19 protein-coding genes are annotated in these 25,894 nt (G+C 50.0%); 7 read left to right on the top strand and 12 right to left on the bottom strand.

All coding sequences use genetic code 11. The features are described from left to right. Positions 1-2 precede the first annotated feature (2 nt). The 7 genes from ygfK to T472_RS14175 all read right to left on the bottom strand — a co-directional run bounded on the left by ygfK (position 3) and on the right by T472_RS14175 (position 10,501). On the bottom strand, positions 3-2,897 hold the full coding sequence (gene ygfK / locus T472_RS14205; RefSeq protein WP_023863667.1) for a putative selenate reductase subunit YgfK: 2,895 nt from the start codon (positions 2,895-2,897) through the stop codon (positions 3-5). 94 nt (positions 2,898-2,991) lie between these two features. Beyond that, entirely contained in the window at positions 2,992-4,212 is a 1,221-nt protein-coding gene (dpaL, locus tag T472_RS14200; RefSeq protein WP_023387090.1) for a diaminopropionate ammonia-lyase, read from the bottom strand. Positions 4,213-4,630: 418 nt separating this feature from the next. Next, on the bottom strand, positions 4,631-6,430 hold the full coding sequence (locus T472_RS14195; RefSeq protein ID WP_023863665.1) for a sigma-54-dependent Fis family transcriptional regulator: 1,800 nt from the start codon (positions 6,428-6,430) through the stop codon (positions 4,631-4,633). Continuing rightward, entirely contained in the window at positions 6,427-7,248 is an 822-nt protein-coding gene (locus T472_RS14190) for an XdhC family protein (protein ID WP_040907780.1), read from the bottom strand. Before T472_RS14190 ends, T472_RS14195 begins: the two co-directional genes overlap by 4 nt. An 87-nt stretch (positions 7,249-7,335) precedes the next feature. Beyond that, positions 7,336-8,322 (bottom strand): SDR family NAD(P)-dependent oxidoreductase, encoded by a 987-nt coding sequence (locus T472_RS14185; RefSeq protein WP_023386242.1) that lies wholly within the window; start codon positions 8,320-8,322, stop codon positions 7,336-7,338. A 115-nt stretch (positions 8,323-8,437) separates the two neighbouring features. Continuing rightward, a complete protein-coding gene (locus tag T472_RS14180) occupies positions 8,438-9,166 on the bottom strand; it encodes an AraC family transcriptional regulator (RefSeq protein WP_023386240.1) in 729 nt (242 codons plus the stop codon). Between the two features lie 132 nt (positions 9,167-9,298). After that, positions 9,299-10,501, bottom strand: a complete 1,203-nt coding sequence (locus T472_RS14175; RefSeq protein WP_023386237.1) for an ATP-binding protein — start codon at positions 10,499-10,501, stop codon at positions 9,299-9,301. A 439-nt stretch (positions 10,502-10,940) separates the two neighbouring features. Here T472_RS14175 and xdh point away from each other — a divergent pair, with 439 nt between their 5' ends. The 7 genes from xdh to T472_RS14140 all read left to right on the top strand — a co-directional run bounded on the left by xdh (position 10,941) and on the right by T472_RS14140 (position 19,916). Further along, on the top strand, positions 10,941-13,511 hold the full coding sequence (gene xdh / locus T472_RS14170; protein WP_023386234.1) for a selenium-dependent xanthine dehydrogenase: 2,571 nt from the start codon (positions 10,941-10,943) through the stop codon (positions 13,509-13,511). A 69-nt stretch (positions 13,512-13,580) separates the two neighbouring features. Continuing rightward, positions 13,581-14,357 carry a selenium cofactor biosynthesis protein YqeC gene (gene yqeC, locus T472_RS14165; protein WP_023386233.1) on the top strand — a complete coding sequence of 259 codons (777 nt, stop codon included), beginning with the start codon at positions 13,581-13,583 and terminating at the stop codon, positions 14,355-14,357. Then, complete coding sequence (locus tag T472_RS14160) at positions 14,299-14,883, top strand: nucleotidyltransferase family protein (RefSeq protein ID WP_023386231.1); 585 nt, start codon at positions 14,299-14,301, stop codon at positions 14,881-14,883. The genes yqeC and T472_RS14160 overlap by 59 nt, the downstream gene beginning before the upstream one ends. A 1-nt stretch (position 14,884) precedes the next feature. Further along, on the top strand, positions 14,885-15,697 hold the full coding sequence (gene yqeB / locus T472_RS14155; RefSeq protein WP_023386230.1) for a selenium-dependent molybdenum cofactor biosynthesis protein YqeB: 813 nt from the start codon (positions 14,885-14,887) through the stop codon (positions 15,695-15,697). Between the two features lie 35 nt (positions 15,698-15,732). Beyond that, positions 15,733-16,758: a molybdopterin-binding protein gene (locus T472_RS14150; protein ID WP_023386228.1), complete on the top strand. Its 1,026-nt coding sequence runs from the start codon at positions 15,733-15,735 to the stop codon at positions 16,756-16,758. A 119-nt stretch (positions 16,759-16,877) separates the two neighbouring features. Then, positions 16,878-18,080 (top strand): 6-phosphofructokinase, encoded by a 1,203-nt coding sequence (locus T472_RS14145; protein ID WP_023386226.1) that lies wholly within the window; start codon positions 16,878-16,880, stop codon positions 18,078-18,080. 138 nt (positions 18,081-18,218) lie between these two features. After that, on the top strand, positions 18,219-19,916 hold the full coding sequence (locus tag T472_RS14140) for a hypothetical protein (protein WP_023386224.1): 1,698 nt from the start codon (positions 18,219-18,221) through the stop codon (positions 19,914-19,916). 121 nt (positions 19,917-20,037) lie between these two features. Here T472_RS14140 and T472_RS14135 read toward each other — a convergent pair whose 3' ends face one another. The 5 genes from T472_RS14135 to T472_RS14115 form a co-directional block, all read right to left on the bottom strand. Beyond that, complete coding sequence (locus T472_RS14135; protein WP_040907777.1) at positions 20,038-21,198, bottom strand: ATP-grasp domain-containing protein; 1,161 nt, start codon at positions 21,196-21,198, stop codon at positions 20,038-20,040. 229 nt (positions 21,199-21,427) lie between these two features. Next, entirely contained in the window at positions 21,428-22,522 is a 1,095-nt protein-coding gene (locus T472_RS14130) for a DUF3810 domain-containing protein (protein WP_023386219.1), read from the bottom strand. A 9-nt stretch (positions 22,523-22,531) separates the two neighbouring features. Beyond that, positions 22,532-23,749 (bottom strand): ABC transporter permease, encoded by a 1,218-nt coding sequence (locus tag T472_RS14125; RefSeq protein ID WP_023386217.1) that lies wholly within the window; start codon positions 23,747-23,749, stop codon positions 22,532-22,534. A gap of 9 nt (positions 23,750-23,758) precedes the next feature. Then, positions 23,759-24,487 (bottom strand): ABC transporter ATP-binding protein, encoded by a 729-nt coding sequence (locus T472_RS14120; RefSeq protein ID WP_023386216.1) that lies wholly within the window; start codon positions 24,485-24,487, stop codon positions 23,759-23,761. Then, positions 24,484-25,854, bottom strand: a complete 1,371-nt coding sequence (locus T472_RS14115; RefSeq protein WP_023386214.1) for an efflux RND transporter periplasmic adaptor subunit — start codon at positions 25,852-25,854, stop codon at positions 24,484-24,486. The genes T472_RS14120 and T472_RS14115 overlap by 4 nt, the downstream gene beginning before the upstream one ends. Positions 25,855-25,894: the final 40 nt, after the last annotated feature.

Raw genomic sequence — 25,894 nt, 5'->3', positions numbered from 1 at the left:
CTTTACCTCCCGTCCATATCCAGCAGATAATGCGGATACTTGTCGAGAAGTGAACCGATTATGCTCATCACCTTGGGTTCAAGCCCTTCCGGTCTTCCTTCAAACGTAAGCACGTTCCCTTCAGTGTCCCTGTATTTCAAGGTACTGCCGGCCTTAAGGATTCCGGTATTCCCTGAGTCCTGGAAATCCTCTTCAGTCCAGAATACAGTGAACTTGTCCCTGTAGGGCTCCCCTGCGTGAGGACAGAAGAAGGTGCAGTTACCGCATTCGTTGCACATGCCGTCGATATGTACTATCTGGTGGAGGTTGCCGAAGCCTTCAGCTTCAATCGCAGCATTGGCCCTGTTAGGGCACACCTCAGTGCATATTTCGCAGATATCGTGGCACCTCAGGCATCTGCTTCCCTCTTCCTTGGAACTAAGGCTCTTCCTCAAGGCCCCCTTTGCGATGTATATGTCCTGCGGCTTAAGTTCAAGCCTGAACTCCCTCATGTCATCCTCTATGCCTTCCCTTCTGAGGATCTCACGGGCTGCAGCCTTTCCATCGGCAGAGGCGCTTACCATTGCACCTGAGCCTGTCCTGCATTCACCGGCATAGAATACGTTGCTCTGCTTGGGCTTCCCCGCATACCTCGCAGGGAATGAGTCTCCGTTGACAATAAGGTCTATTCTTCCGGCCTCCCCGATGGTGTCAACAAAGCCTATACCTTCAAGTGAAAGCTGTGATTTCTCATCGAATGGCACCCAGTCAGCCTTTTCACCATATGATCCGAGAATAGCGACTGATGTGACCTTCTCTTCCCTCTTAAGGACCCTTGCAGCGTCAAGCGCCTGGAATCCTGATCCAGCAACGAGAACCCTTCCTTCAGCCTTCAGGTGCCCAGCTTTCGCAGCCCTTAATATCTCAGACGCCTGAGATGCCTTCCTGCCGTGAAGCTCCCCTTCCCCTTCGACGTCAAGAACCGGTCCTGTCGCTACGACCACATAGTCATACTCCGTTGAAAGGGCTTCAATGTCATGCTCCTCACTGCAGCCGAACCTGAATTCCACTCCAAGCTTTTCAGCAAGGGAGAAGTCCCTGTCTATCGCATCATCTGAGATCCTGAATCCCGGTACCAGGTACCTGACCTGCCCGTACGCCTTGTCTTCCTTTTCGAATACTACGGTCCTGATGCCATTTCTCTGGAGGAACAGCGCTGCTGACATTCCCGCAGGGCCTGCACCGATGACAAGGGCTTTCGCTCCGGACTTGGCAGCGGCTCTTCCCAGGCCTTCAATGAAGTTCTCCTGGGCATTGTCAGAAGCAAGCTTCTTCACGGACCTTATCTGCAGAGTCCTGTCGTAGTCGACCCTGGTGCAGTGGCTCTGGCATGGGTGGCTGCACAGATTGCCGAGTATCGATGGTGAAGGGTTGTCCTTCGCTATGACTGAAAAGGCCTTCCCGAAATCCCCTCTTCCAGCGAGCTTCAGGTACTCCGGTATGTTCTGCCCGAGGGGACAGCCTTCGTCAGTATGCGGGAGGTTTCCTTCGCCCATGCATGGAGCCTTGAAGCAGTCGAATAAAGGAAGCTTCGAGCCGGTCTTCCTTGAGAGAGTCCCTTCCCTGAAATCCTTCCTGAGCCTCTCGTCCGCAAGGACTGTGTCAGAAAGGGCTTCCAGCTTCAGAGGGTCTATGCCCCTGTAGGCACCTTCAAGCTTCTTTGCAGTGGTTGAAGCAATCTGGCTTAGCCTTGCATAGCCGCCTGGCTTGAGCAGGGTCGTGCACACCGTCACTGGCTGTATTCCAGTATCCAGCAGCTCCTTCATGTTGAGAGCATCGGCTCCGCCTGAGAAAGCCATTGGAAGACTGCCTGCAAAGGCCTTGCCGAGCTTCCTTGCGACTCCGATCGAAAGCGGCAGCAGCGACCTTCCCGACATGTACATCTCCTCTCCGGGAAGCTCCTTCCTTTCGATCCTTACCGGGAATGTGTTGGTCAGCTTCACCCCGCATATCAGGCCTTTGCTCCTCGCCTTTTCCATCAGCCTTTTCAGCATCGCTACGGCTTCATCGAACTGAAGGTCCTCCTTGAAGTGGTGGTCGTCAAATGACAGGTAACCGTAGCCAAGGCTGTCAAGGAGCTCCCTCGCATACTCGTATCCGAGCAGCGTCGGATTGCACTTGATGAAAAGGTTGATTCCCTTCTCTTCCAGAAGATAGGTGGCTATCCTTTCAATCTCCTGTACCGGACAGCCATGAAGCGTTGAAAGCGCAAGGGTTGTGCAGACGACAGGCGATATGCTGCCGATGTCCGCAGCCTTGAAGCTGTCGAACAGGCCTGCCTTTTCCCTGAGGGTCTCAAGGCATTCATTGAAGAAAGGAACCTTCCTCGCATCCTTGAGCCCTTCTATGAACGAGTCTATCTTTTCAGTCCTTATCCCTTCAAGGTCATAGCCTACGCTCATGTTGAAGGCGAAGTCCCTCTCCTCACTTATGCCGAACTCCTTCATCGCAACATGGCAGAGTACCCATGCCTTGATGTACTCCCTCTGTGCCTCTTCCACCTTAAGCTCGGTGGACCACTCCACATTGTAGCCCTCATCCTCCGCGTTTATGCAGGGCTTGGCTATTGCTTCCCTCATGAACTCACCGTCAAGCTTCTGGACGGTCTTGAGCTCAATGAACCTTCCACCGGCAAGATATGCGGTCAGTATGTTCTGGGCGAGCTGCGTATGAGGTCCTGCCGCAGGTCCTGTCCCTGACCCCAGGCTCATTCCGAAAGCAGTCCCCATCTTCGCCTTGTCCCTGCTTATGTAGAACTTGTTCTTCTGGAGGCCGAAAACCTTTCCTTCCTCCCTGTATTCCTTCATCATCCATTCGAGAAGGTCCCCGAACGGTATGGTCCTCATTCTGTCTCCCATTTTCTCTCCTTACCTTGGTATCTTAGTCTGCATTCAGGCTTTGGCTCACTAGGAGTCAGCAATCAAAAATGCAGCTTCCTGGTCAAATCAAATTTTATTTCTGCAGAAGCTCGCTGTCATGTCCAAGCCAGACGATTTCCCTGTACTTCTTGGGGTCAGTGTCGCCTTCGGTGGAGAACAGGAGCACCCTTGAATTCTCATCGAGCTTCAGGTTCTTCCTGTACTCCGCATAGTGCTCATCGGTCATTATCCTGTACAGCGCTCCAAGCGTAACTGCGCCTGATTCGCCTGAGATGACCCTCGTGTCCTTTCCGAGAGGATTTCCAAGTACCCTCATTCCGTCAGCCGCAACATAGTCAGGGCATGACAGGAATGCCGTGGAGTAATTCCTTATGATGTCGAAGCCAAGCTTGTTGGGTTCACCGCATGCGAGTCCTGCCATTATGGTCTGCATGTCCCCTCCGACAGATGACATCCTGCCTTCTTTCGCTGAAAGGTAATAGCAGGCTGCCTCGTCAGGCTCGACTACAGTCGTCACCGGCACGTCGTCAGGATATTCCATCGCGAAGAAGCCCTGAACCGCTCCCGCAAGTGAACCTACGCCAGCCTGGATGAATATGTGGGTAGGCCTTTCCACTCCAAGGGACATGAGCTGCTCCTTGGCCTCCAGTGCCATTGTGGCATAGCCCTGCATGATCCAAGTCGGTATGTCAGTATAGCCTTCCCAGGCAGTATCCTGGACCACAAGACCGTTGTGCTCGTCGGCATACTTTGCCGCAAGCCTTACGGCATCATCGTAGTTCATGTCTGTTATGGAAGCATCCGCACCTTCTGCCTGGATGTTCTTGAGCCTTATCTCCGACGAGCCCTTTGGCATGTATACCACTGACTTCTGCTTAAGCCTGTTCGCGGTCCATGCAACGCCCCTGCCATGGTTTCCGTCAGTTGCGGTAACGAATGTCACGTCACCTGCCGCTTCCCTCACCTCGTCAGAGACCATCCTGTCATATGGCAGCTCGGATATGTCCTTTCCGACCTTCTGCGCCAGGTAGCTTCCCATTGCATAGGACCCACCAAGCACCTTGAAGGCATTCAGCCCGAACCTGTAGGATTCGTCCTTTACATATATCCCCTTGAGGTTCAGCCTTTTTGCAAGGCTGTCCAGCGCCACTAGCGGCGTCACTTCATATTCCCTGAAGCTTTCGTGGAAGCTTCTTGCCTTCCTTACCTCGTCAGATGCCATGAACCTTGCTGATACTGTCCTGTCCTCGTCCCTGGTGAATGTGTTTAAAAGCAGCTTGATCTTCTCGCTCATTTTTCATACTCCTTCTCTCATATTGACCGGTGCGTCACCTGCCCCCTTAACCTGTCATTCAGGGCGTCGTACTTCAAGGCTCATCTTCCGGAAAAAGCCTTTGCATCCGGTCACATCACCTCAGATAAAAGCAATTCCAATGCCAAATATTTCTCAAAGAACCAAAAGAGTAAAAATGTCCCCAATATTTGCCTTTATCAACATAATATCATATTGAACATGACCATATTGTTAATATTTTCTCTTCTGATTGCCGATATGATTTTTGGGTGACTCAATTTCATGGCTGCTCCGCATTCGTTTTCAGACAAAAAATTATCAAAATGAGAACTAATTCTCATTTTGATAATAAAATAATCTCCATTCCAACGTCAATGGCAATCGATTTCATTCTATGATTTCAAGAAATCCATTGATATCAAAGGTTTTTATCATTCTGATAAATTTCTCCGAGCTTTCTGTAAAGTGTCGCTATTCCTATCCCAAGCACCTTTGCAGCCTTCTTCTTGCCCTCGGTCGTAGTTCCGTAAAGCTCCAGGATGTTCCTGATATGCTCGTCTTCGATCTCCCTGAGGGTCCTGGTATCCGATGTGGATATCTTATGGTTACCGGACTTGCTGCCACGGAGTATCCCTTCAGGCAGCGTATCCTTCATGATCATGCCTGTTGAGCCTGCCATGGTCACCATATACTGTATGATGTTCTCAAGCTCCCTTACATTGCCAGGCCATTTGTATTTCTTCAGCGCCTTCATCGCTTCGCCGTCTATCCCGGTAATGTCCTTGCCGAACAGTGAATTGTACTTTGTGAGGAAGGTCTCCACAAGAAGCTCAAGATCGTCCCCCCTGGACCTGAGCGGAGGCACATCTATTGGAATGACGTTAAGCCTGTAGAACAGGTCTCTCCTGAACTGGTTAGTCCTTATCATCTCCTCCAGGTTCCTGTTGGTTGCTGCTACGACCCTTATGTCAAGGTCTATGGTCTCATTTGACCCCACCCTGGAGAAGGACCTCTCCTGCAGCACCCTCAGGACCTTTGTCTGAAGATAAAGAGGCATGTCCCCTATTTCATCAAGGAACAGGACCCCCTTGTTCGCAAGCTCGAACTTTCCTATCCTGCCGCCAGGGCTTGCCCCGGAAAACGCGCCCTTAGCATATCCGAAGAATTCGCTCTCAATCAGGGTCTCAGGTATGGCCGAGCAGTTTATTCCGACAAAGGGCTGGTCCCTCCTGTCGCTTTCGGCATGTATCGCCCTTGCTATCAGCTCCTTGCCTGTACCGCTCTCACCCCTTATGAGCACTGTTGAGCCGGTCCTTGCAACCTTTGCAATGGTTTCCTTGATCTCCTTCATGACATCGGACTCACCAATTATGTTCTCCATGGGAAGAAGCCTGGTCTCCGATGTCAGCGCGTACGCTGAGTTCCTTACCTCCCTCAGGGTTGAGAATATGAAGAGCTTCCTGTAGCCCCTGTATATGGGGGCAAGCTCCAGAAGATTACCCATTACCTTGTAGGACCTGCCTCCGATCCTTATGGCGTATTCGTCCGCATTCCCAATTCCGCTTGCACCCTTCCTTGCATCAAACACCTTACCCAGGACCTTCACCTCAGCTTCCACGCCGAGCTTCCCCATGGCCTTCTGGTTGATATACGCAACACTGCCGCCGTCATCGACGACGATTACCCCGTTCTCTATGTTGTCCAGTATGTTCCTCAGCATGGATATGCTGGCAAGGTTAGTCTCAAAGCTCCTGTTCTCCTGGACCTTGGAGGCTATGAGGTCACTGATCTGATTCAGGAAATCCACGTGGGAATCAAGGCTTCTGCTGATGTATCCCTTCTGCTCCTCTGTGGTGCAGACAAGGCCTATGACACCTATCTTCTCCCCGTCCGACATTATCGGTGTTGCGATCTCCATTGTCTCTATGCATTCGCCCCTGGAATCGCAAAACCTGCATATCTCGTTTTCCCGGGGGAAATCTATTACCCTGTGCCGTCCTTCCCTTAGTACGGTCTCGTATACGAGACCCTTTGAGAATGTGTTGATGTCGTCTTTGAACCTTCCGGTTCCCGCTATCTTCTCCAGATTGTCATCCACTATCTCCACATCAACGTTGAGTACGCCGGCTATGACCTCCGCATACTTTGTCACGGAAGGCTGTATCTGCTTGAGGTAGGACCTTTTCTCAGAAATGCCTGGATCCATACCCCTTTTCATCTGGAAGCTCCGCCGGCACCAGCCATCCTGTCCTTCATGCTCCGAAGCTCCTTCCCGTTCTTCACCTGAAGGATCTCAGCAAGAATTGCGACAGCTATTTCCGCCGGACTTCCGTTGGATATGTCAAGGCCTATGGGCAGATGCAATGTCCCGAGGACCTCATCCGTGTATCCGCTTCCCTTAAGGAGCGCAAGCGTCTCCAGTGCCTTCTTCCTGCTTCCGAGACCTCCAAGGTAGGCATATCTTTCACCCAGGCATGCCTTGTAGGCTTCCTGGTCAAGCACATGCCCTCTCGTTGCGACAACTATGTAAGTGTTCTCACCGAAGGGTATCCTTGACTTTGCCTCAGAAGGTTTGAGGCTTATGTATTCTTTGATCCCAGAATATGCGGGAAGTGATGAGTATTCCTCCCTGTCATCGGCTATGTATATGTTGAAGCCAAGGGGCTTCGCTACCTCGGCAAGCTTCTCACCTACGTGCCCTGCCCCGAATATGACGAGGTTCGAGGGTGGATTGAAGTACTTCACGAATCCCTTGACATCTCCCCCGCATACCATGGCCAGCTCCCCCTTCTCAACGAGCGAATACTCGAAGCCGAAATGCTTCCCTTCCTTCATCCCTTCAAGGGCCCTTTTTACAACCTGGTACTCAAGGTTTCCGCCTCCTATGGTTCCGGTCCTTTTCCCTTCAGAGTCCACAGCCATGATCGACCCCGTCACTCCAGGGGTCGAGCCCTCATTGACCTCAAGAAGTATCATGGCGCACTTTCTTCCTGTCTTCAGCCTGTCAGTCAAAAATTCCAGTACATCTGTCTCCATATCCATCAACCTTCCGTATTTACGATTCTTATCATAATGATAATCCATTCCGGAAGGCAGTTCAACGAGACCGTTCCCTTTATTTCATTACCACATCCTCACACTTGCTGGAGCCTTATAATCCTTGCCAAGAAGCTCTTCGCTGAAGGCTGTGTTCAATTCTTCAAGTGTCCAGGATTCTCCTGGTTTTTTCGAGATTTGTGACACTACCGCAGGATTTTCATAAAGCTTTGCTACACCAGAAGCATAGATACTGAAGACTGAACCGCTTATGTGTGCGCCTTCTTCAGTGCAGAGAAAAGCCAGGACGGGCCCGATCCCAATAGGGTCTCCGTGATTTTGCTCTACCACCTTCAGAATATTTGGATCCGGCTCCCTGCCTGTTATGTTCTTTACATTTCTTACCATTGCTGCATACTCCACAGCATGTGATGGAGATGCTCCCTGTGGACAGAATGCATTGACTGTGATTCCGTATCTCCATAATTCCTTTGCCGCAGCCCAGGTAAGCCCAACCACACCTGCATTTGCAACACAATATGCTACATTGTCCGGTATACCGGTCCATGCTTCAGAACTTGCATTCAGAATCCTTCCATAGCCACCCTTGATCATATGAGGTACAGCAAAATGCATCAGATTGAAAGAGCCTTTCAGTTTCGTGCCTGTTAGTAGATCCCACTTCTCTTCGGTAGTAGAAAGTACGGATCCTGAACCTGTCCCTGCTGCATTGTTCACTACAATATCAACACTTCCGAAGGTATCTACCGCAAAGTTCACAATCTTCTCTGCAGTGTCCCATTCGGAAACATCTCCAAAGAATGGTAATGCTTCGCCTCCTTCACTTCTGATCAGCTCAGCAGTGGTTTCGGCATCGCCGACAAGCTCGATCATCTTGTCCCAGTCTTCCTTAGGTATGTCTTCCTTTTTGAATTTCCTGAGCGTACCCGATCCTTGCTTCCTGTTGTTGGTTACTACTTTCACTCCTTGCCTAGCAAGATAAACTGCTATTCCTCGTCCAATACCCTGGCCTGATCCTGTCACGATTGCGACTTTTCCTTCAAGATTTCCCATATCTTTCCTGTCCCCCCCTGGTAAATTATTGGAAAATTCAATATCTTCCATCATAATACCAAGGCAGATAATTTCTTACTGTCATAATAATGCAGTGGCTATCAGATTATTGCTATTATTGCCCTGTACCAAGTACCACCTTCGCGTATTTGTTCCGAAATTCCATCGGTGTCATTCCAGTCACCTTATGGAATACGCTTGAAAAATGACTTGGAGAAGAAAATCCGAGGGTCTCTCCAATGCTTGTGATTGTAGCAGAAGTATACCTGATCATCCGTTTGGACTCCTCTATCCTGGTGTACCTTATGAAGTCTGAGATAGTTTCTCCTGTCTCGTCCTTAAAAGCATGGGACAGATGGCTTTTGCTGGTAAAAAGTCTCCCGGAGATTTCTGACAAGGAAAGATTCCCACCTGGATTGGCTTTAATATAGAGTCTGCATTCTCGAACCAAAGGAGAAAATTCATGAATCGCATTCGAAACCATTTCAGCATAATCAACGAACATTTTCTTCTGAAGCTCGAGAAGAGTTGAGACTGAACCCAATTTTCTCGAATCATCAACATATTGAAGGTAGTGTCCAGATGCTTCTGACCAAGGAAGACCGCCATCTACAGCTGCCCTTACTATCTGAGGTGCCAGATACTGGAATACCATCACAGCAACAGTTGTCTCATTACCGACAATAATCTTAGTTATTTCACTATAGTCATTTCCTGAGAACAGTTCGAGAATACCAGAGCGGTCCCCCTTACTGACGCAATCCAGTAAGAATGAGAGCATCTTATTACCTTTTCTCTTAAAAAATGTCAGATCAGGATTGCTATTATCCATTTTTCTGCTCATGGTTCCTCCCCCAGATTGTCTCCAATTTATTAATCAGATACCATTTGCTCCTAAATGAAAATCAGTCCTTAGCCCGTCATCATCCTGATTTTGCATAAAGACTTCCCTAAGATCACCGATAGCCCTAGTATCCTATATCATCCATATAGGTATGACATAATTATCTGTATTTATGGCTGTTAATTCAGGACGCATGCATAGTATGGCTCCCTTGCCGCGGGAAACAGATGCCTTATCCAGCAAATTGAATGTACCAATCAGCTCACTGCCCGGATTCACAGATCGCTTGATCTCCAGAGGATGTAGTGATCCATCGTTCTCCAGGACTATATCGATCTCATTGCTTTCCTTGTCTCGGTAATGCCACATCAGGCACTCCCTGGCATTGTCATGATAAGTCTTAAGGATTTCTGATACTGCATAATTTTCTAGAATTGCACCACTTATGGCTCCACTTGCCAATATTTCCGGCGAAGAGTACCTGGTCAGATAAACAACCAGACCAGTATCAAAAAAATACAGTTTTGGCGTCCTTATTGTACGTTTTAGAAGATTGTTTGAGTATGGTTTCAGATAAAAAATCACGCCTGATCTTTCCATTATCAGCAGCCAGCGCTTTGCTGTGTCATCTGAAACGCCGACATCCTGTGCGATGTCATGGGTGTTCAGAATCTGCCCCACTCTTGCAGCAGCTGAACGGATAAAATCACTGAAAAGCATAGTATCTGTAATCGCAGCCTGCTCTCTTACATCACGCTGGATATAGGTCTGCAGATAGCTGCTGTAGAACACATCCCTGTCTTTATACCTTCCACTGACAAGACCAGGCATGGAACCTTTCCAGATTCGTTCGTAAATACCCTTCATATCAGTTGGTTCAATCCTGTCTTTTCGAGCCTTAAGCGCGTCAATATCTACAGTGAACGGAGCAGCTTCCCCTTTGCCGTATATTTCATGCTGTGACAAGGCATGCATGTTGAGAATTGCAATTCTGCTTGCTAATGACTCTTGGGCCAGCTCCATAAGCTTGAAGGTATGAGAGCCTGTAAGCCAAAACGAGCCTGGCGCAGCTCCATTGTCAACAGCAATCTTGATATATGAAAAAAGCTCTGGTGCATATTGCACTTCATCTATCATGATTGGAAGAGAGTGCATTTGCAAAAACATTGCAGGGTCAGTCTTCGCAAGATGGCGCTCCTCCATGTCATCCAGTGTCACATATTCGCGATCCTTATCCATCAGCTGTTTTAAAACTGTAGTCTTGCCAACCTGACGAGGCGCTGTGATGATAATTCCGGAATATTCTTCTGAAAGAGTACGGATTTTGCTCTCCAAATCTCTTTAGATATATGCCATAGCAAAGCCTCCTTCTACCAAAATACGATACAATCTTATTATAGCCAAGAAAACAGCGACATTACAGGCTAAAATGCGGTGCAATCTTATTTTGGCCAGATCCTTTCACTTCTTTCACTTCAGCCTTCCACCGCTCCCTACATTATCAGGTATGGTCAATCTTATCCCTAAGTTGAACTTACCTTGATCTGGTCCTCACGATGACAAGGATTTCACAGCTTGTTGAGTTTTCGTTTTCATAATGATATAATTAGCGCGATTATAAGTGTCATTCGTCTCCATTGTTGCATTCCGGGCTGATGTGGAGACCTTAACCCGCTTTTTGCTGCACTGCCAGAGGTTTTTTGTAAACAATTACAGACAAACCTGGCGGTTGTCGTTGGATTGATTTTTTCACGGCCAAAAAGGAGAGGTATGCATGTTTGCATTTAAGGTAAACGGAAAAGAGATTATTTCGGCAGAGGATATGGGCCTCATGAAGTATCTGAGGGAGGAGCTTGGCCTTACGTCGGTCAAGAACGGCTGCAGCGAAGGCGCCTGCGGCACCTGCTCGGTGCTGGTTGACGGAAAGCTTACCAAGGCCTGCGTCCTGACTACCGCCAAGGTAGCCGGGAAGAGCGTGGAGACCCTGGAAGGCTTCACTGAAAGGGAGAAGGAAGTTTATGCCTACTCATTTGAGAAGGCAGGGGCAGTACAGTGCGGATTCTGCACACCGGGAATGATAGTGGCTGCAAAAGCCCTTATTGATGTCAATCCCGACCCCACAGCGGAAGACTGCAGGAAGGGTATCAGAGGAAACATATGCAGGTGTACCGGCTATGTGAAGATAGTCGATGCGATGCTCATGGCTGCGAAGATACTCAGGGAAGGTACGCCGATAGTGTCAAATGACAAGTCGGGAGTGTACCACAGCGTACCAAGAGTCGATGCGAGGGCAAAGGCGCTTGGAACAGGGAAATACGTGGACGACTACAAGATTGACGGTATGGTATACGGTAAGGCTCTGAGGACCAGGTTCCCCAGGGCTACAGTGCTTTCAATAGATACAAGCGAAGCAGCTGCCCTTCCGGGAGTCATCGGAGCATATACTGCCAAGGACATCCCGGGCCACAGGTACATCGGCCACCTCGTAAAGGACTGGCCTGCGATGATAGACATCGGTGAGACCACAAGGTACATCGGGGACTCTGTTGCCCTTGTTGTCGCCGAGACTGAGGAGATACTTGAAAAGGCCCTTGGCCTTATAAATGTGGAGTATGAGGAGCTTAAGCCGATAACATCGCCTGCCGAATCCCTGGCAGAGGATGCTCCAAAGATCCACGAAAAGGGAAACCAGCTGTCATTCCAGCAGCTGAAGCGCGGAGACGCAGAAATGGCCCTGAAGGAATCTGCATATGTTGTCGACATGACCTTCAACACTCCTGCCACCGACCATGCCTTCCTCGAGCCTGAATGCGCAATAGGCATCCCGGTAGGAGACGGGCTTGAGGTAATAACAGCCAGCCAGGGCATATACGATGAGCAGAGGGAAGTGGCAGAGGTATGCGGAATACCCATTGAAAAGGTAAGGATAAGGAGCGCCTACGTCGGCGGAGGTTTCGGAGGCAAGGAGGACATGGTGGTCCAGCATCATGCGGGACTTCTGGCCTATCTCGTGCAGAAGCCTGTCAAGGTGAGGTTCTCCAGGGCGGAAAGCCTTGCGATACATCCCAAGAGGCACCCCATGGAGATGCACTTCACCGTAGGCTGCGATGAAAACGGGATACTGCAGGGAATGAAGGCAAGGATAGTTTCAGATACGGGCGCATATGCCTCACTGGGCGGTCCTGTGCTTCAGAGGGCATGCACCCATGCTGCAGGACCCTACAACTACCACAATGTCGATATCGAAGGAAGGGCAGCCTACACCAACAATCCTCCTTCAGGAGCCTTCAGGGGCTTCGGGGTGACCCAGTCCTGCTTCGCCATGGAAAGCTGCCTGAACGCACTTGCGGACAAGGTCGGAATTTCCCCATGGGAGATCAGGAGAAGGAATGCGATAAAGCCGGGAGACGAACTGCCGAACGGACAGATAGCCGACGGCGGAACAGGCTTCGTCGAGACGCTGGATGCAGTGAAGGAAGAGTTCGACAGGTACTGGAATGACCCTTCTTACGCAGTAGGCCTCGCTTCAGGAATGAAGAACGCAGGACTTGGCGTAGGAGTTCCCGATACAGGAAGATGCAACATAGCGATAAAGAACGGCAAGGCACACATAAGGAGCAGCGCAGCCTGCATAGGACAGGGAATCGGGACCATAATGCTTCAGGTTCTTTGTGAGACCACAGGCCTTACTTTTGACCAGGTAGTCGTTGAGAATCCCGATACGAAGTACACGCCGAATTCGGGTACGACAACTGCATCAAGGCAGACCGTATTCACAGGTGAAGCAGTAAGGACCGCGGCACTCCAGCTCAAGGAGCAGCTTGACAAGGGCAGGAGCCTGGCGGAGCTCGAAGGTGAGCTCTACAAGGGGGAATACTCCTTCAAGTCAGACCCCATGGGCTCAGACAAGCCGAATCCTGTCAGCCATGTATCCTACGGTTTCGCGACCCAGATGGTGGTACTCGACAAGGAAGGGAAGCTTGTGAAGGTCATTGCGGCCCACGACATTGGACGTGCGATCAATCCGGTTGCTGCAGAAGGCCAGATTGAAGGCGGAGTGGTTATGGGACTGGGATACGCCCTCACGGAGGACTTCAAGCTTGAAGCCTCTGTCCCGAAGGTAAAATACGGGACACTCGGACTCTTCAAGTCAACCCAGATACCTGAGGTCAGGGCTGTGCTTGTGGAAAAGAACGAGGATTCACTGGCGTACGGAGCAAAGGGCATAGGTGAGATAACCACCGTACCTACGGCGCCGGCTGTCCAGAATGCCTACTTCAACCTTGACAGGAACTTCAGGACAAGACTCCCTCTGGAAAACACATTCTATAGAAAATCTAAGTAGCGATTAATGTGATTTCCTGCAGCCAAAGTCTGCAGGAAATTCATTTTATCGGACATATCAGGAGAAGCCATGGAGCAGTTTTCAACAGACCTTGGAATAGGGCCGCATGAGGTCATCGCAATAACAGGCACCGGCGGCAAGACAACCCTCATGTTTAGCCTTGCACGAAAGCTTAAGGAAGGCAGAAAGGTCCTCGCGACAACAACTACAAAGATATACTTGCCTGAAGAAGGCGACTATGACAGGCTCTATACCGATATGGGAAAATTGATGCGCGAAGAAAGCACTGCGATCGAAGGGCTGGTTGCAGCTGGAGGTCCTTTAAACAGCGAAGGTAAGCTTACCTCGGTGTCTGAGGATACCCTTGCAGGCCTTCTCCCCTTCTTTGACGTCATCCTGATCGAAGCAGACGGCTCGAGGATGAAGAAGCTAAAGGCATGGAGGGATGGTGAGCCTGTGGTGCCCCGTTTCACTTCAAAGACCATCGGGATAATTCCCATATCATCCCTCGGTATGGTCATAGATGAGGAGCACGTCCACAATATTGGATTGTTCGGGGAGTTTTCCCTTGGTGAAAAAAGTGTTACGATGGAGGTACTGAAACGTCTTGTACTCTCACAGGACGGACTCTTCAGGAACTCCTCCGGAGAAAGGATCCTTGTCATCAGCCAGGCAGACGATGAAAGCCTCCACGAGGCTGGACTGAAGCTTTCCGCGCTGGTCGAGGCTGGAGACACCGGACACATGATATCCAAGCATTTCATACTGAGTCTGGAGGCGATCGGCCATGGCGATTACAGCCATTATACTTGCCGCAGGCTTTGGCAGGCGGATGAACGGGGATAAGCTACACAGGCTTGTCCAAGGCAAGGAAATGATCGAGTGGGTCCTTGAGGCCGTGGCTTCAGTTCCTGGTATTGACGCACTTGTCGTGACAAACGACGGGCTGATAGCAATAAGGGCTGAGGCACTTGGAATAAGGCCAGTTGGAAATGAAGATGCATCCGATGGCCAGAGCACCTCTGTAATAAAAGGGATACTTGCGTCAGATGCCATTTCAGAAGGCTATCTCTTCATTATGGGAGACCAGCCCTTCATTTCAAAATCTACAGTCAATAGGATCATTTGTGAGGCAGCCTCTAATCCGGGATGCATCATAGTACCAAGATCCGGAGACAGGACAGGAAGCCCCGTGTTTTTCCCAATAGACTTCAGGGAAGAGCTGCTATCACTTTCGGGAGATACAGGAGGCAGGAGCATTTACAGGAAACATCCGGATAGTGTCAGGTTTGTGGAAGTCGCAAGAGAAATTGAGCTTCTTGACGCTGATACACCGGAAGACATAGAAATACTGGAAAGGACAGGTGAATGACATGAACAACCTGGTAATAGTAAGAGGCGGAGGAGACCTTGCATCCGGAGTGATACTCAAGCTCCACAGATGCGGCTTCAGGGTCCTTGTTCTAGAAAGTGATGATCCCAGCTGCATCAGGAGAACCGTATCCTTTGGAGATTCTGTCCACATAGGTTCTGTAACCCTGGAAGGCACGACCGCAGTGTTCGCGGGCAGCACAGCCGAAATCGGAGCGATATGGGACAAGGGTCAGGTGCCTGTGCTTTCAGACGAGAGCGGCTTCATTCTTTCCATACTCAAGCCAATGGCCGTAGTTGATGCAATAATTGCCAAGAAGAACCTTGGCACGTCAAAAAAAATGGCCCCCATAACAATTGCCCTCGGGCCCGGGTTTGAAGCCGGTGTTGATGTTGATACGGTCATCGAGACCAACCGGGGCCATGACCTTGGAAGGCTCATATTCGAGGGGACTGCCTCGGAGAATACCGGTGTTCCCGGTGTTGTCGGCGGTTTCGGAATAGAGAGGGTCATCTACAGCAGCAAGGCAGGCAGACTTACCCATACAAGGAAGATCGGCGACAGGGTCGCAAAGGGCGAAACCATTGCTGCCATAGATGGGACTGATGTTGTCGCGTCAATCGACGGAGTCCTCCGCGGCCTCATAAGGGAAGGCAGCGTCCCTGAGGGAATGAAGATAGCTGACATTGACCCGAGGGAAGGTTCGGAAGGCTACTGCTTCACAATCTCAGACAAGGCAAACGCCTTAGGCGGCGCAGCCCTTGAAGCGCTGCTCATAGGCGTGAGGAAGCACGGCTTCAGCCTTGACCAGTAGTCAGAATACAAAACTCACCAGAAAGGAAATAACATATGAAGCTTATAAGGACTGCGGATGCCGTCGGACATGTACTTTGCCATGACATCACGCAGATAATAGTCGGTGAGACGAAGGCTCCTGTATTCAGGAAGGGCCATGTGGTCACCGAAGAGGATATCCCTATACTTCTCAGCGTAGGCAAGGAGAACCTGTACATCTGGGAAAAGCAGGAGGGCTTCCTGCATGAGAATGACGCCGCCCTGGTCCTTGCGGGACTCTGCGGGAATGACGGCATGTCCTGGTCTCCCGTGAGGGAGGGTAAGGTCGACATCTCAGCTGAGCATGACGGCCTGTTCAAGGTTGACGTTGACCGTCTCTTTGAAGTCAACATGGTTGACGAGATAATGATAGCGACGAGGAAGACAAACACGGTTGTAAGAAAAGGCGACAAGCTGGCAGGAACCAGGATAATTCCCCTTGTCATAGATGAGAAGAAGCTGGAGGAAGCAAGGAAACTTGCCGGAGATGCTCCCCTGCTCTCGATAATGCCATTTAAAAAAAAGAAGGCTGGGATCGTCACTACCGGCAGTGAAGTATACCATGGCAGGATAAAGGATACCTTCGGACCTGTGATAAGAAGGAAGCTTTCAGAGTTTGACGTTGAGGTGCTTGGCCAGAAAATAGTGGACGACAACCAGGAGATGATAAGGGAAGCGATAGTCAGCTTCATTGAAGAAGGTGCAGACATGGTCTTCTGCACAGGAGGCATGAGCGTGGACCCTGATGATGTGACACCATCTGCGATACGGTCTACAGGAGCGGAGGTGGTAACCTACGGCTCACCGGTACTGCCCGGAGCCATGTTCCTCCTCTCGTACTACAACGGAAACATACCTGTTGTCGGTCTTCCCGGCTGTGTAATGTATGAGAGAAGGTCGATATTCGACCTTATCCTGCCAAGGATCATGACCGATGACAAGATGGACAAGAGGGATATCGCAAGGCTTGGACATGGCGGACTCTGCCTCCATTGCGAGGTCTGCACTTTCCCGAACTGCGGTTTCGGAAGCTCAGGCTGATTTATCGCTATGATTCCACAAAATGTCAATAAAACATGTTTTGGAAATTTTTTTCATATATTCCAAAAAACCATGGTACAATTAACTTGCCATACTCAAAAGATAAAGGAGAGAATTGAATGAAGAATTGCCTAGTAGCCCAGTCAGGAGGACCAACCTCCGTGATCAACGCTTCAGCGGTTGGTCTCTATCTTGCAAACAAGGAAAATGGCCACTTTGACAAGGTCCTTGCAGGCCTTAACGGCATTGAGGGAGTGCTCAGGGAGGACTTTTTCGACATGTCAGAGCTTTCAGACGAAGAGGTTGAGCTCCTGAGGACCACCCCGTCAGCAGGTCTCGGCTCCTGCAGGTACAAGCTTAAGGACAGCACTGTGAACAAGGAGGAGTACGAGAAGCTATTCGACATATTCTCGAGACACTCCATCGATTCCTTCTTCTACATAGGAGGCAACGATTCACAGGACACGGTGAAGAAGCTTTCCGCATATGCGAAGGAAAACGGCTTCGATGTAAGGATAAACGGAATACCCAAGACGGTCGACAATGACCTGATGGTAATAGACCATACGCCAGGCTTCGGCTCTGCTGCAAAATACATAGCTACAATCGTGCTCGAGAGCTACCTTGATTCCCTTGTATACACCAACAACGGGATCTTCATAGTAGAGACCATGGGCCGCGATGCCGGCTGGCTTGCGGCATCAGCCTGCCTTGCAAGGTACAACGGCAGACAGTGCGCAGACTTCATCCTCCTCCCTGAGGTTCCGTTCGATGAGGCTGCATTTGCAGCAAAGGTAAAGGAAACCTTCGATAAGAAGAACCACGTGTACATAGTCGCTTCAGAGGGAGTAAAGTACCCGAACGGTGAGTTCCTCGCAGCAACCAAGGCACAGAGCCATGACAGCTTCGGACATGCTCAGCTCGGCGGAGCAGGAAATGCCATAAAGGCAATAATCGAGGCAAATGGTATAACAAAGAGAATAAAGGTCCTTGAGCTTTCAGTCCTTCAGAGATGCGCATTCCATGCGGTTTCAGAAATCGACCTCGAGGAATCCGGAAAGCTGGGAAAGACCGCACTTGAGCTTGCAGCTGCAGGTGAAACAGGAAAGGTTGCCATACTTGTAAGGGAATCAGACGACCCGTACAAGGTGACCTTCACCTCTACAGACGCATCAAACATAGCCAACAAGGTCAAGTACTTCCCTGCTGAATGGGTGACTCCGGACGGCTTCAACATCAGGGAAGAAGCCCTCTCGTATTTCGTGCCTCTCGCAGGAAAGCTGCCTGAGTACAGGGTGATCCACAAGTACCATAACATGTAGTACAAAAATCAGAGGACGGCTCTTGCCGTCCTTTTTGCATGCAAATATTTATCACCTATCCGGACCTGAATGAAATAACATGATTTTAATCCACGATTAATATTGGTTTGTTATAAGTATAGGGAGGAGTGATCATATATGGATTCAAACAACAAGGGCGGCTTCACCATCAATTTCGGTTCAGGCGCAAGGCGCGGAACCTCAAAAAGCTTCAAGGACGCATATGCGGACTTCAAGAGGAAGGTCATTTTGAGGGACAGCAACCGGAAAGGGAAAAATCCAGTTTTCGTCCTGCTTATAGCTTTGGCAATCATGCTTGTCCTGTTCTTCCTGACACTGCCTGCGCTTAATTTCATGGCGCCGGAATTCTACACATTCATTATAACCGGCATACTCGTATACAACGGCCTTAACCTGGTCGCGGGCAAGATGCCGATATTCAAGACGGGCGCCGTTTCAGCGGTTGCCATAGCTCTGCTTGTAGTGGCGCCGGCAGTCCTTGGATTCCTGTCACAGCCGATCTTCCGTGCTAAGGCTTACTCAGCGCTTATACCTGTTGAGGATGCAAGCTTTGCAGATACGGTCAAGGAAATCACCTACGACAAGGTCCCTGTTGTAGACAGGGAAGCTGCTGCAATAATCGGCTCAAGGCAGATGGGTTCTGTCCAGGAGGTTGTCTCCCAGTTCGAGATCAATGACAACTACACGCAGATCAACATAAGGAACGTGCCGGTCAGGGTGTCTCCGCTTGCCTACTCAGACATAATAAAGTACATAATCAACGCAAAGAACGGCATCCCCTATTACGTGAAGGTGGACATGGCTACCCAGGAAGCAGACCTTATAAGGCTTGTTGATCCGCTCAAGTACTCAAAGAGCGACTACCTGATGCGGGACATCTACAGGCATATCAGGTTCAAGTTTCCGACCAAGATGTTTGGTGAAACCAACTTCGAGGTGGACGACGAAGGAAGAGGTTACTACATAACCTCTGTACTTACGAGGCGTATCGGTTTCTTCGGTGGAACTGATGTCAAGGGTGCTATAGTCACTGACGGCAACACCGGCGAATCCACCTATTATGATGTTTCCGAAGTACCGGCATGGGTGGACAGGGTTTACCCAGCTGACCTCATGATCCAGCAGCTTGACTACAGAGGAAGCTACATGGACGGATTCTTCAACTCGATAATCGGGCAGAAGAACGTTACCCAGACTACAGTTGGCTATAACTACGTACCACTTAACGACGACATATACCTGTTCACTGGTGTCACCTCGATCAGAAGCGATTCATCAAACCTCGGCTTCTATTTCGTTAACCTGCGGACAAAGGAAGCGAAGTTCTTCTCAGTGCCTTCGGCAGACGAGGTCTCAGCGATGAACTCTGCAACAGGCCAGATCCAGGAGAAGAACTATACCCCGACCTTCCCGGTCCTCCTCAACATCAAGGACCGTCCGACATACCTGATAGGACTCAAGGACGCTTCAGGACTTGCCAAGATGTTCGCCTTAGTCGATGCTGAGAACTATCAGCAGGTAATTGTCGGCGATACGGTCCAGGAGATCATAAGGGAGTACAACCTGAGAACCGATACCTCAGGCCAGCCCGGGGCAGATGCAAAGGAAAAGGTTATTGTGATTGAAGCCATTGAGAGTGTTGTCATTGACGGAAACACGATATTCTTCATAAAGGCCCAGTCTGATGACCTTGTATATACCGGAACAGCAAAGGCCCTTGGTTCTGAGATAATATTCGCGAAGGTTGGCGATACTCTTAACGTATTTGGAAATCCAAGGGAATCTCAGTTCGACATCCTTGAAATCAGGCCATAGCCTTGCTTAATAACCTGAATGCATGAACGATAACCCATCAAATTAAAGGAAGCCCAATTTCAGGGCTTCCTTTAATTTGTAGATACAGTTTTTGTAAAATGGTTTGAAAGCTATGTATCCCCTATCCCAGCTCCAGAATATCGTTCTGCATTTTCTGAAGCTCCTCATAATCCCTGCTCCTGAACAGGAAGGCGTAGTCGCCAAGCGCTGGTGCGAAAATTCCCGACACCGGTTCGTGTATCAGTATTGCATCCCCATATTTTTCAAGGATGTCATCAAGCACATACCTGTAGTACTTGCTCTTTCTTCTTCCCGCGTAGCCCACGAAGTATTTCCTGTCCAGCTCGGCTGACAGCCTCTTGCCGGATGCGAGCCTTGCATACTCCTTGTATAGGTCAGCATCGTTGGCGTAGTTGAACATGTCCATGGAAAGTCCTCCGGGTGGCCTTGTGTTGATCTCAAGGGCTACAAGCTTTCCGTCGTCTAGCCTGAAGAATTCTATATGGAAGAACCTTTCCCGGAGCTCCAGACCCTTGACTATCTTCGACCCGATATCCACAAGGTCCCTGGCGGGCTCCCTGAGCGAATAGTAGAAGGCATCAAGCTGGTCGTTCACCATGTCCATCACTCCGATGTTGTAAATGAACGAGGAGTAGAAGACTATGTTTCCATCGCCGTCCACAAGACCGTCGAAGGTATGGATCTCACCGTTGATGAATTCCTCTATTATGAATTCCCTGTTGGGCTTGTTAAGGAAGAACCTGATAAGGTCCTCCCTGCTGTTAAGCTTGTAGGTATGCTCAGCCCCTACGCCGATGTCCGGCTTCACGCATACAGGATACCCTGTCTCAGCGATGAAGGCCTCAGCCTCCTCGAGGCTTGCTATGACAGTACCCCTTATGAAGTTTGCTCCAGCCTCCTGGAATACGCTCTTCATCACCGACTTCCTCTTGACCCTGGGCATGTCCTTGGTCTTGAAGCCAGGTATGTTGAAATCAGTCCTCAGCCTCGCGTCCTGCTGAAGCCAGTATTCATTGTGGGATTCGAGCCTGTCTATCTTACCGTGCTTGAATGAGAGATATGCCACGCCCTTGAACATCTCATCATAATTCTCCATGCTGCCTACCCTGTAGTACTCGGACAAAGTATCCCTGAGCCTCGCTGACAGCATCTCATAGGGTTCGCTGCCCAGTCCCAGGACATTCACTCCCTCTTCCTTGAGGGCTACTATGAAGTTCTCGAAGTTTGAAGGAAAACTTGGGGATATGAAGATGTAATTCATTACTGCACCGCCTTTTGTCGCATCATTTGTAATATTAAGATAATTATAGCAAAAAACCCTGCTATATTTCCATATTGCAGGAAATGTCCTTGCAGTAAGCTGCTCTTCAGCGAAGATCAGATAATCCAGCCACATTACGCAGGTTCAAGCACATTTTAAAATCCCGGAAGCCGCCTGTTCACAGCGTTCTCCGGGATTTTTCCAGCTTTTGGTGTCAAATACTTCTGTTTTAGAAATGACCTTTCTGGTAGTACTGCTGAAGCACCAGGTCAACCATCATCCCGTAGCTCCTTACTCCGTCCACCTGTCCGTTGCCCTTCAGGTAAGTGTCATTTATCTTCTCTGAGATCTCCTCGGTCTTGCCTTCGTACTCTTTCCAGAATTCGCCGTAATCCCTGATGTCTCTTAGGATGTCCTCGGGCATTGATTCGATGAGCTTGCCGTAGAGCTCTGAATCAGCCCTTGCCAGGGCGTTCATTGAGCTTATGAGTGCAAGCATAGCACCGCTGTACCTGAAGTCAGCATCCGGATGGTTCCTTGAGACCATGAAGGCTGCGAAGTTTGCCTCATCCTCATAGGCAATCCCTCTCTGGTGGGCCATTTCATGGAGTACCGTCGCGGGCAGAAGAAGGTCATGGACCGCGATGTTCACATTCGCTTCCCCTGTGAACGGCATGTATATGCCGGTAATCCCTGTATAAAGCATGGGGCCTGAAAGGAGTATGGGCTTTGCATCGCCGTAGTCACCCTTTAGCTCCTCTATCCAGGCATTGTCATAACCCTTTCCCGCCCTGTCAATTACGCTTTCCGCGTCCCCTGTCACCCTCATAAGGCCGGTATCGTCCAGTTCAACCTCAAGCCTCTCTTCCGCCGCTATTCCTGCAAGATCAAGGGTTGCTTCGTAAAGCTCATCTGCGGTATATTCAGTATCTGTAAGCCCGGCCATCTCCCTTATGGATATCCTTGAGTAGTTGAGCCCCCAGAAGGTTATGAACGCAACATATACGATAGCGAGAAAGACTGCGGTATTGAAAAGCCTCTTTGGCAGGTCTCCTGAAAAGATTCCAAAGATTGTCCTGATCACAAGATAAGCAAGAGTCGCGACAAGTATGAAGAAAAGCACTTCCCCAACGGATATTGGCAGAAGTCCGGTGATCCTGCTCAGGATGCTTATGAATGTCTTGTTTATTGATGAAGAGTAGTATTTCTCAAGAAGGTCAGGCCTCAGTCCTGCGTATCTCGACAGGATCATGAGAAGAAGAGCGGATGCTATCGCCGCCGCTCCTGATGCCATGCCTGACTTCTTCCTGTATCCATCCCTCATGTGTCTCTCCTACTCGTACCTTAACGCGTCTATAGGGTCCATCAGGGCCGCCTTCCTCGCAGGGTATATCCCGAAGAATATGCCTATGCCTGACGAGAACAGGATTACCCCGATGATCTGCCCTACTGAAAGGACTGGTATGACACCTATCTGGTCACCGCCGATAAGCGCTCCTGAAATACCCACTACCATTCCCATGATCCCGCCTATGAGGGCAAGTATCACTGATTCAGTGAGGAACTGCACCATTATGTTCGTCGTGGTGGCGCCGATGGCCTTCCTTATGCCTATCTCCCTTGTCCTCTCGGTTACAGACACCAGCATGATGTTCATGACACCTATTCCTCCAACAAGGAGGGATATCGCTGCCACTGCACTGATGAACGAGGTGAATAGTCCGATTATGTTGTCTACCTGGTCGAGGGTACGGAGGAATGAGTTCGCCTGGTAAATGTCCCTGTCCTGGGCGTTCTTCCTGGCATTGAGGATGCTTACAACTTCCCTTGCCACCTCTTCCGTGTTTTCCTTGGCTGTGCTTGAGACATAGAACGAGTTTATTATCCCGTCGCCGACTCCCATGTTCGTAAGGAGTCCATATGGTACATAAGCGAAGGCTGGTATGTTGTCCCCGAAGTTCGATGACCCTGCAAGAGGATTCACGCTTTCAGTTACGCCGACTATTGTGACGCTCTTCTTTGCGGAGCCTGCTCCCAGCACGATATGTTCACCTACTATGTCAGTCACCCTTCCGAAAAGGTTCATTGCGCCGTTCTCATCTATGACGACAACTGCCCTCGAGTCCTCGTATTCACCTTCAGTGAAGAACCTGCCTTCAGTGAACTTCAGGTCCTGGATCCTTCCGAGGTCCTGGCTTCCTGCGGAAATGACTGTTGTCTTTTTGTTTGTCCCGAAGCTTATGCTTCCCCTTCTCTGCTCGGTGGGGGTGGCATACTTGATGTTCTCCACCCTCTCCTTGACATACTCTATGTCAGCTAGTGTGAAGTAGTCAGATGAGGTGACGTCCTCTCCGGATACCCTTACGTCTATGGTCGTTGACCCTATGCTCTCAAACGTGCTGATTATGTACTGCCTGCCGCCTTCACCGAGCGACAGTATGGCGATCACTGAAGCGATACCTATGATTATCCCAAGCATGGTAAGGAAAGACCTCATCTTGTTGGAGATTATGCTGTACACTGCTATCTTGAAGCTTTCTCCCAGTCTCATATGTCCTCCTTACGGCGTCGTAGGATATTCCTCTGGGGGAATGTCCTTCAGTACCCTTCTGTTGCAGACCTCAGTGTCCTCAACCACCTTGCCGTCCTTGAACTTCACTATCCTCTTCAGGTACTTGATGTTCTCTGGCTCATGGGTGACCATTATTATGGTCGCCCCCTCATCGTTAAGGTCCTGGAATATCCTCAGGACATCAAGTGAGGATTTGGTATCGAGGTTTCCCGTAGGCTCATCCGCCATTATAACCGCTGGCTCCATGGCTATAGCCCTTGCTATTGCGACCCTCTGCTTCTGACCGCCTGAAATCTCGTTCGGCTTGTGCATGGACCATTCAAGGAGACCTACCTTTGACAGGGCCTTCTTTGTCCTTTCAGACCTCTCATGCCGCCCCATGCCTGCATATATCATCGGAAGCTCAACGTTCTCATACACCGTGAGCCTTGGCAGGAGATTGAAGGACTGGAACACGAAGCCTATCTTCCTGTTCCTTATAGCCGCCCTCTCGTTGTCGGTCAGCGAGCCCACCTCCTTGCCGTCAAGGATGTAGGAGCCCGACGTCATGGTATCCAGGCATCCCAGTATGTTCATCATCGTAGATTTTCCTGAGCCTGAAGGGCCGAGGATCCCTGTGAATTCACCTTCACCTATGGCGAGGTTGACCCCGTCAAGTGCCTTGAAGCTTATGGCTCCGGTCTCATATATCTTGACCACATCCCTGATCTCAATCACTTTACATTTACCGCCTCTCCGCTTTCAAGCCCTTCGGGAGGATTAAGGACAACAACTGCGCCTGCCTCAAGGCCTGATACGACCTCTACTGATGATACCGAGGACAGTCCTGCTTCAAACTCCCTCTCGGTTGCGATACCGTTCTCGACGGTGAATACTGTTGTTATTCCGCCCTTCTTGAATATGACCGCCTCCACCGGGACTGATACCACGTCATTCCTCTCGTCAAGGGTTATCTCCACGTCAGCCGTAAAGTCGATTATCATCCCCTGCGGAGAATCAACCTTCACCTTTGCACCTAAGGTTGCCTCGCTGGCGGATGTCACGCTTACTCCTGTAAGCGGCGACTGTACTGAGGTTGCTGCAGGGTTGAGGTATGAAAGTGAGCCTCTATACTCCTTGCCGCCGTATGTTATCTTTGCAGGCATTCCTGGAGATACCTTAAGCGCATCGTTCTGCACGAGCTCTACTGCCACATATACTGTCCTGTCATCCTTGATCGTTACTGCTGCTGTCTGGACTGTGGCATAGCTGCCCTCAACGGCACCTATGTAGGTCACTATCCCTGGGAACTCCGCTGTAAGCACTCCCTTTGCGGAGACAAGCCTGTTCCTGGCTGTAGTAAGCGCAAGGTCCGCAGCCTTAACTGAGTTATCCAGAAGCTTTACCTGCGAGTCCGAGACTGCAGGCACCTGGGCAAGGGCCTGGGACAGGCTTGTTATTACTGTGTTAAGCTCATTCTGCTTTATAAGCTCCTGGATGATTATCCTGAAACTCTCACTGTTCAGCAGCTTCACATCCTCTTCGCTGAGCTTGGGGTCAGTGACTTCAGGCACTGCTGCAGAAGGGTCTGCCCCGTTCCTTATACCCGCGATTATTGTTTCCAGGAGCTCGGTGTTTACCAGGTTCTTCCTGGCTTCCTCCACAGCCTTCTCCGATGCGGCAAGTGCCGCCCTTGCGGCAGAAAGCTGCGACTCCATTGCACTCTTGGTCTTCTTCGCTGAAGCGGTCGCATCGGCTGCGCTTGCCCTCTGCAGTGCTGCGCTTGATTTCTGGATCTCAGCCTGCTTCACTGCAGTCTCAAGGTCTGTGGTGTCGAATTCAACAAGCGGCGTTCCCGCTTCGACCCTGTCCCCAACCTTGACATACACTTCCTTCACAAGAAGGTTCGACCCGAAGTAGGACTTGGAGTTTTCTGAGGTTATCCTTCCTGAGGACAGGAGCGTCGAGGTGATGTCTCCCTTTCCTATCTCCCTGGTCCTTACATCCACAGGCACCACCCTGTTTGAATTGTAAACCGCATATCCTGTTATCCCCGTAACCGCAAGGGCTATTATGCTGAGCACAGCAATGCTTCTCTTTCTCATTTTTACATCTCCAATTCGTAGGCTTCATGAATTTCAATCT

This window comes from Youngiibacter fragilis 232.1 (genome assembly GCF_000495435.3).
GTDB lineage: Bacteria > Bacillota > Clostridia > Clostridiales > Clostridiaceae > Youngiibacter > Youngiibacter fragilis.
Note: the sequence above shows the minus strand (reverse complement) of the source record. Positions and strands in the feature narration are given on the sequence as shown.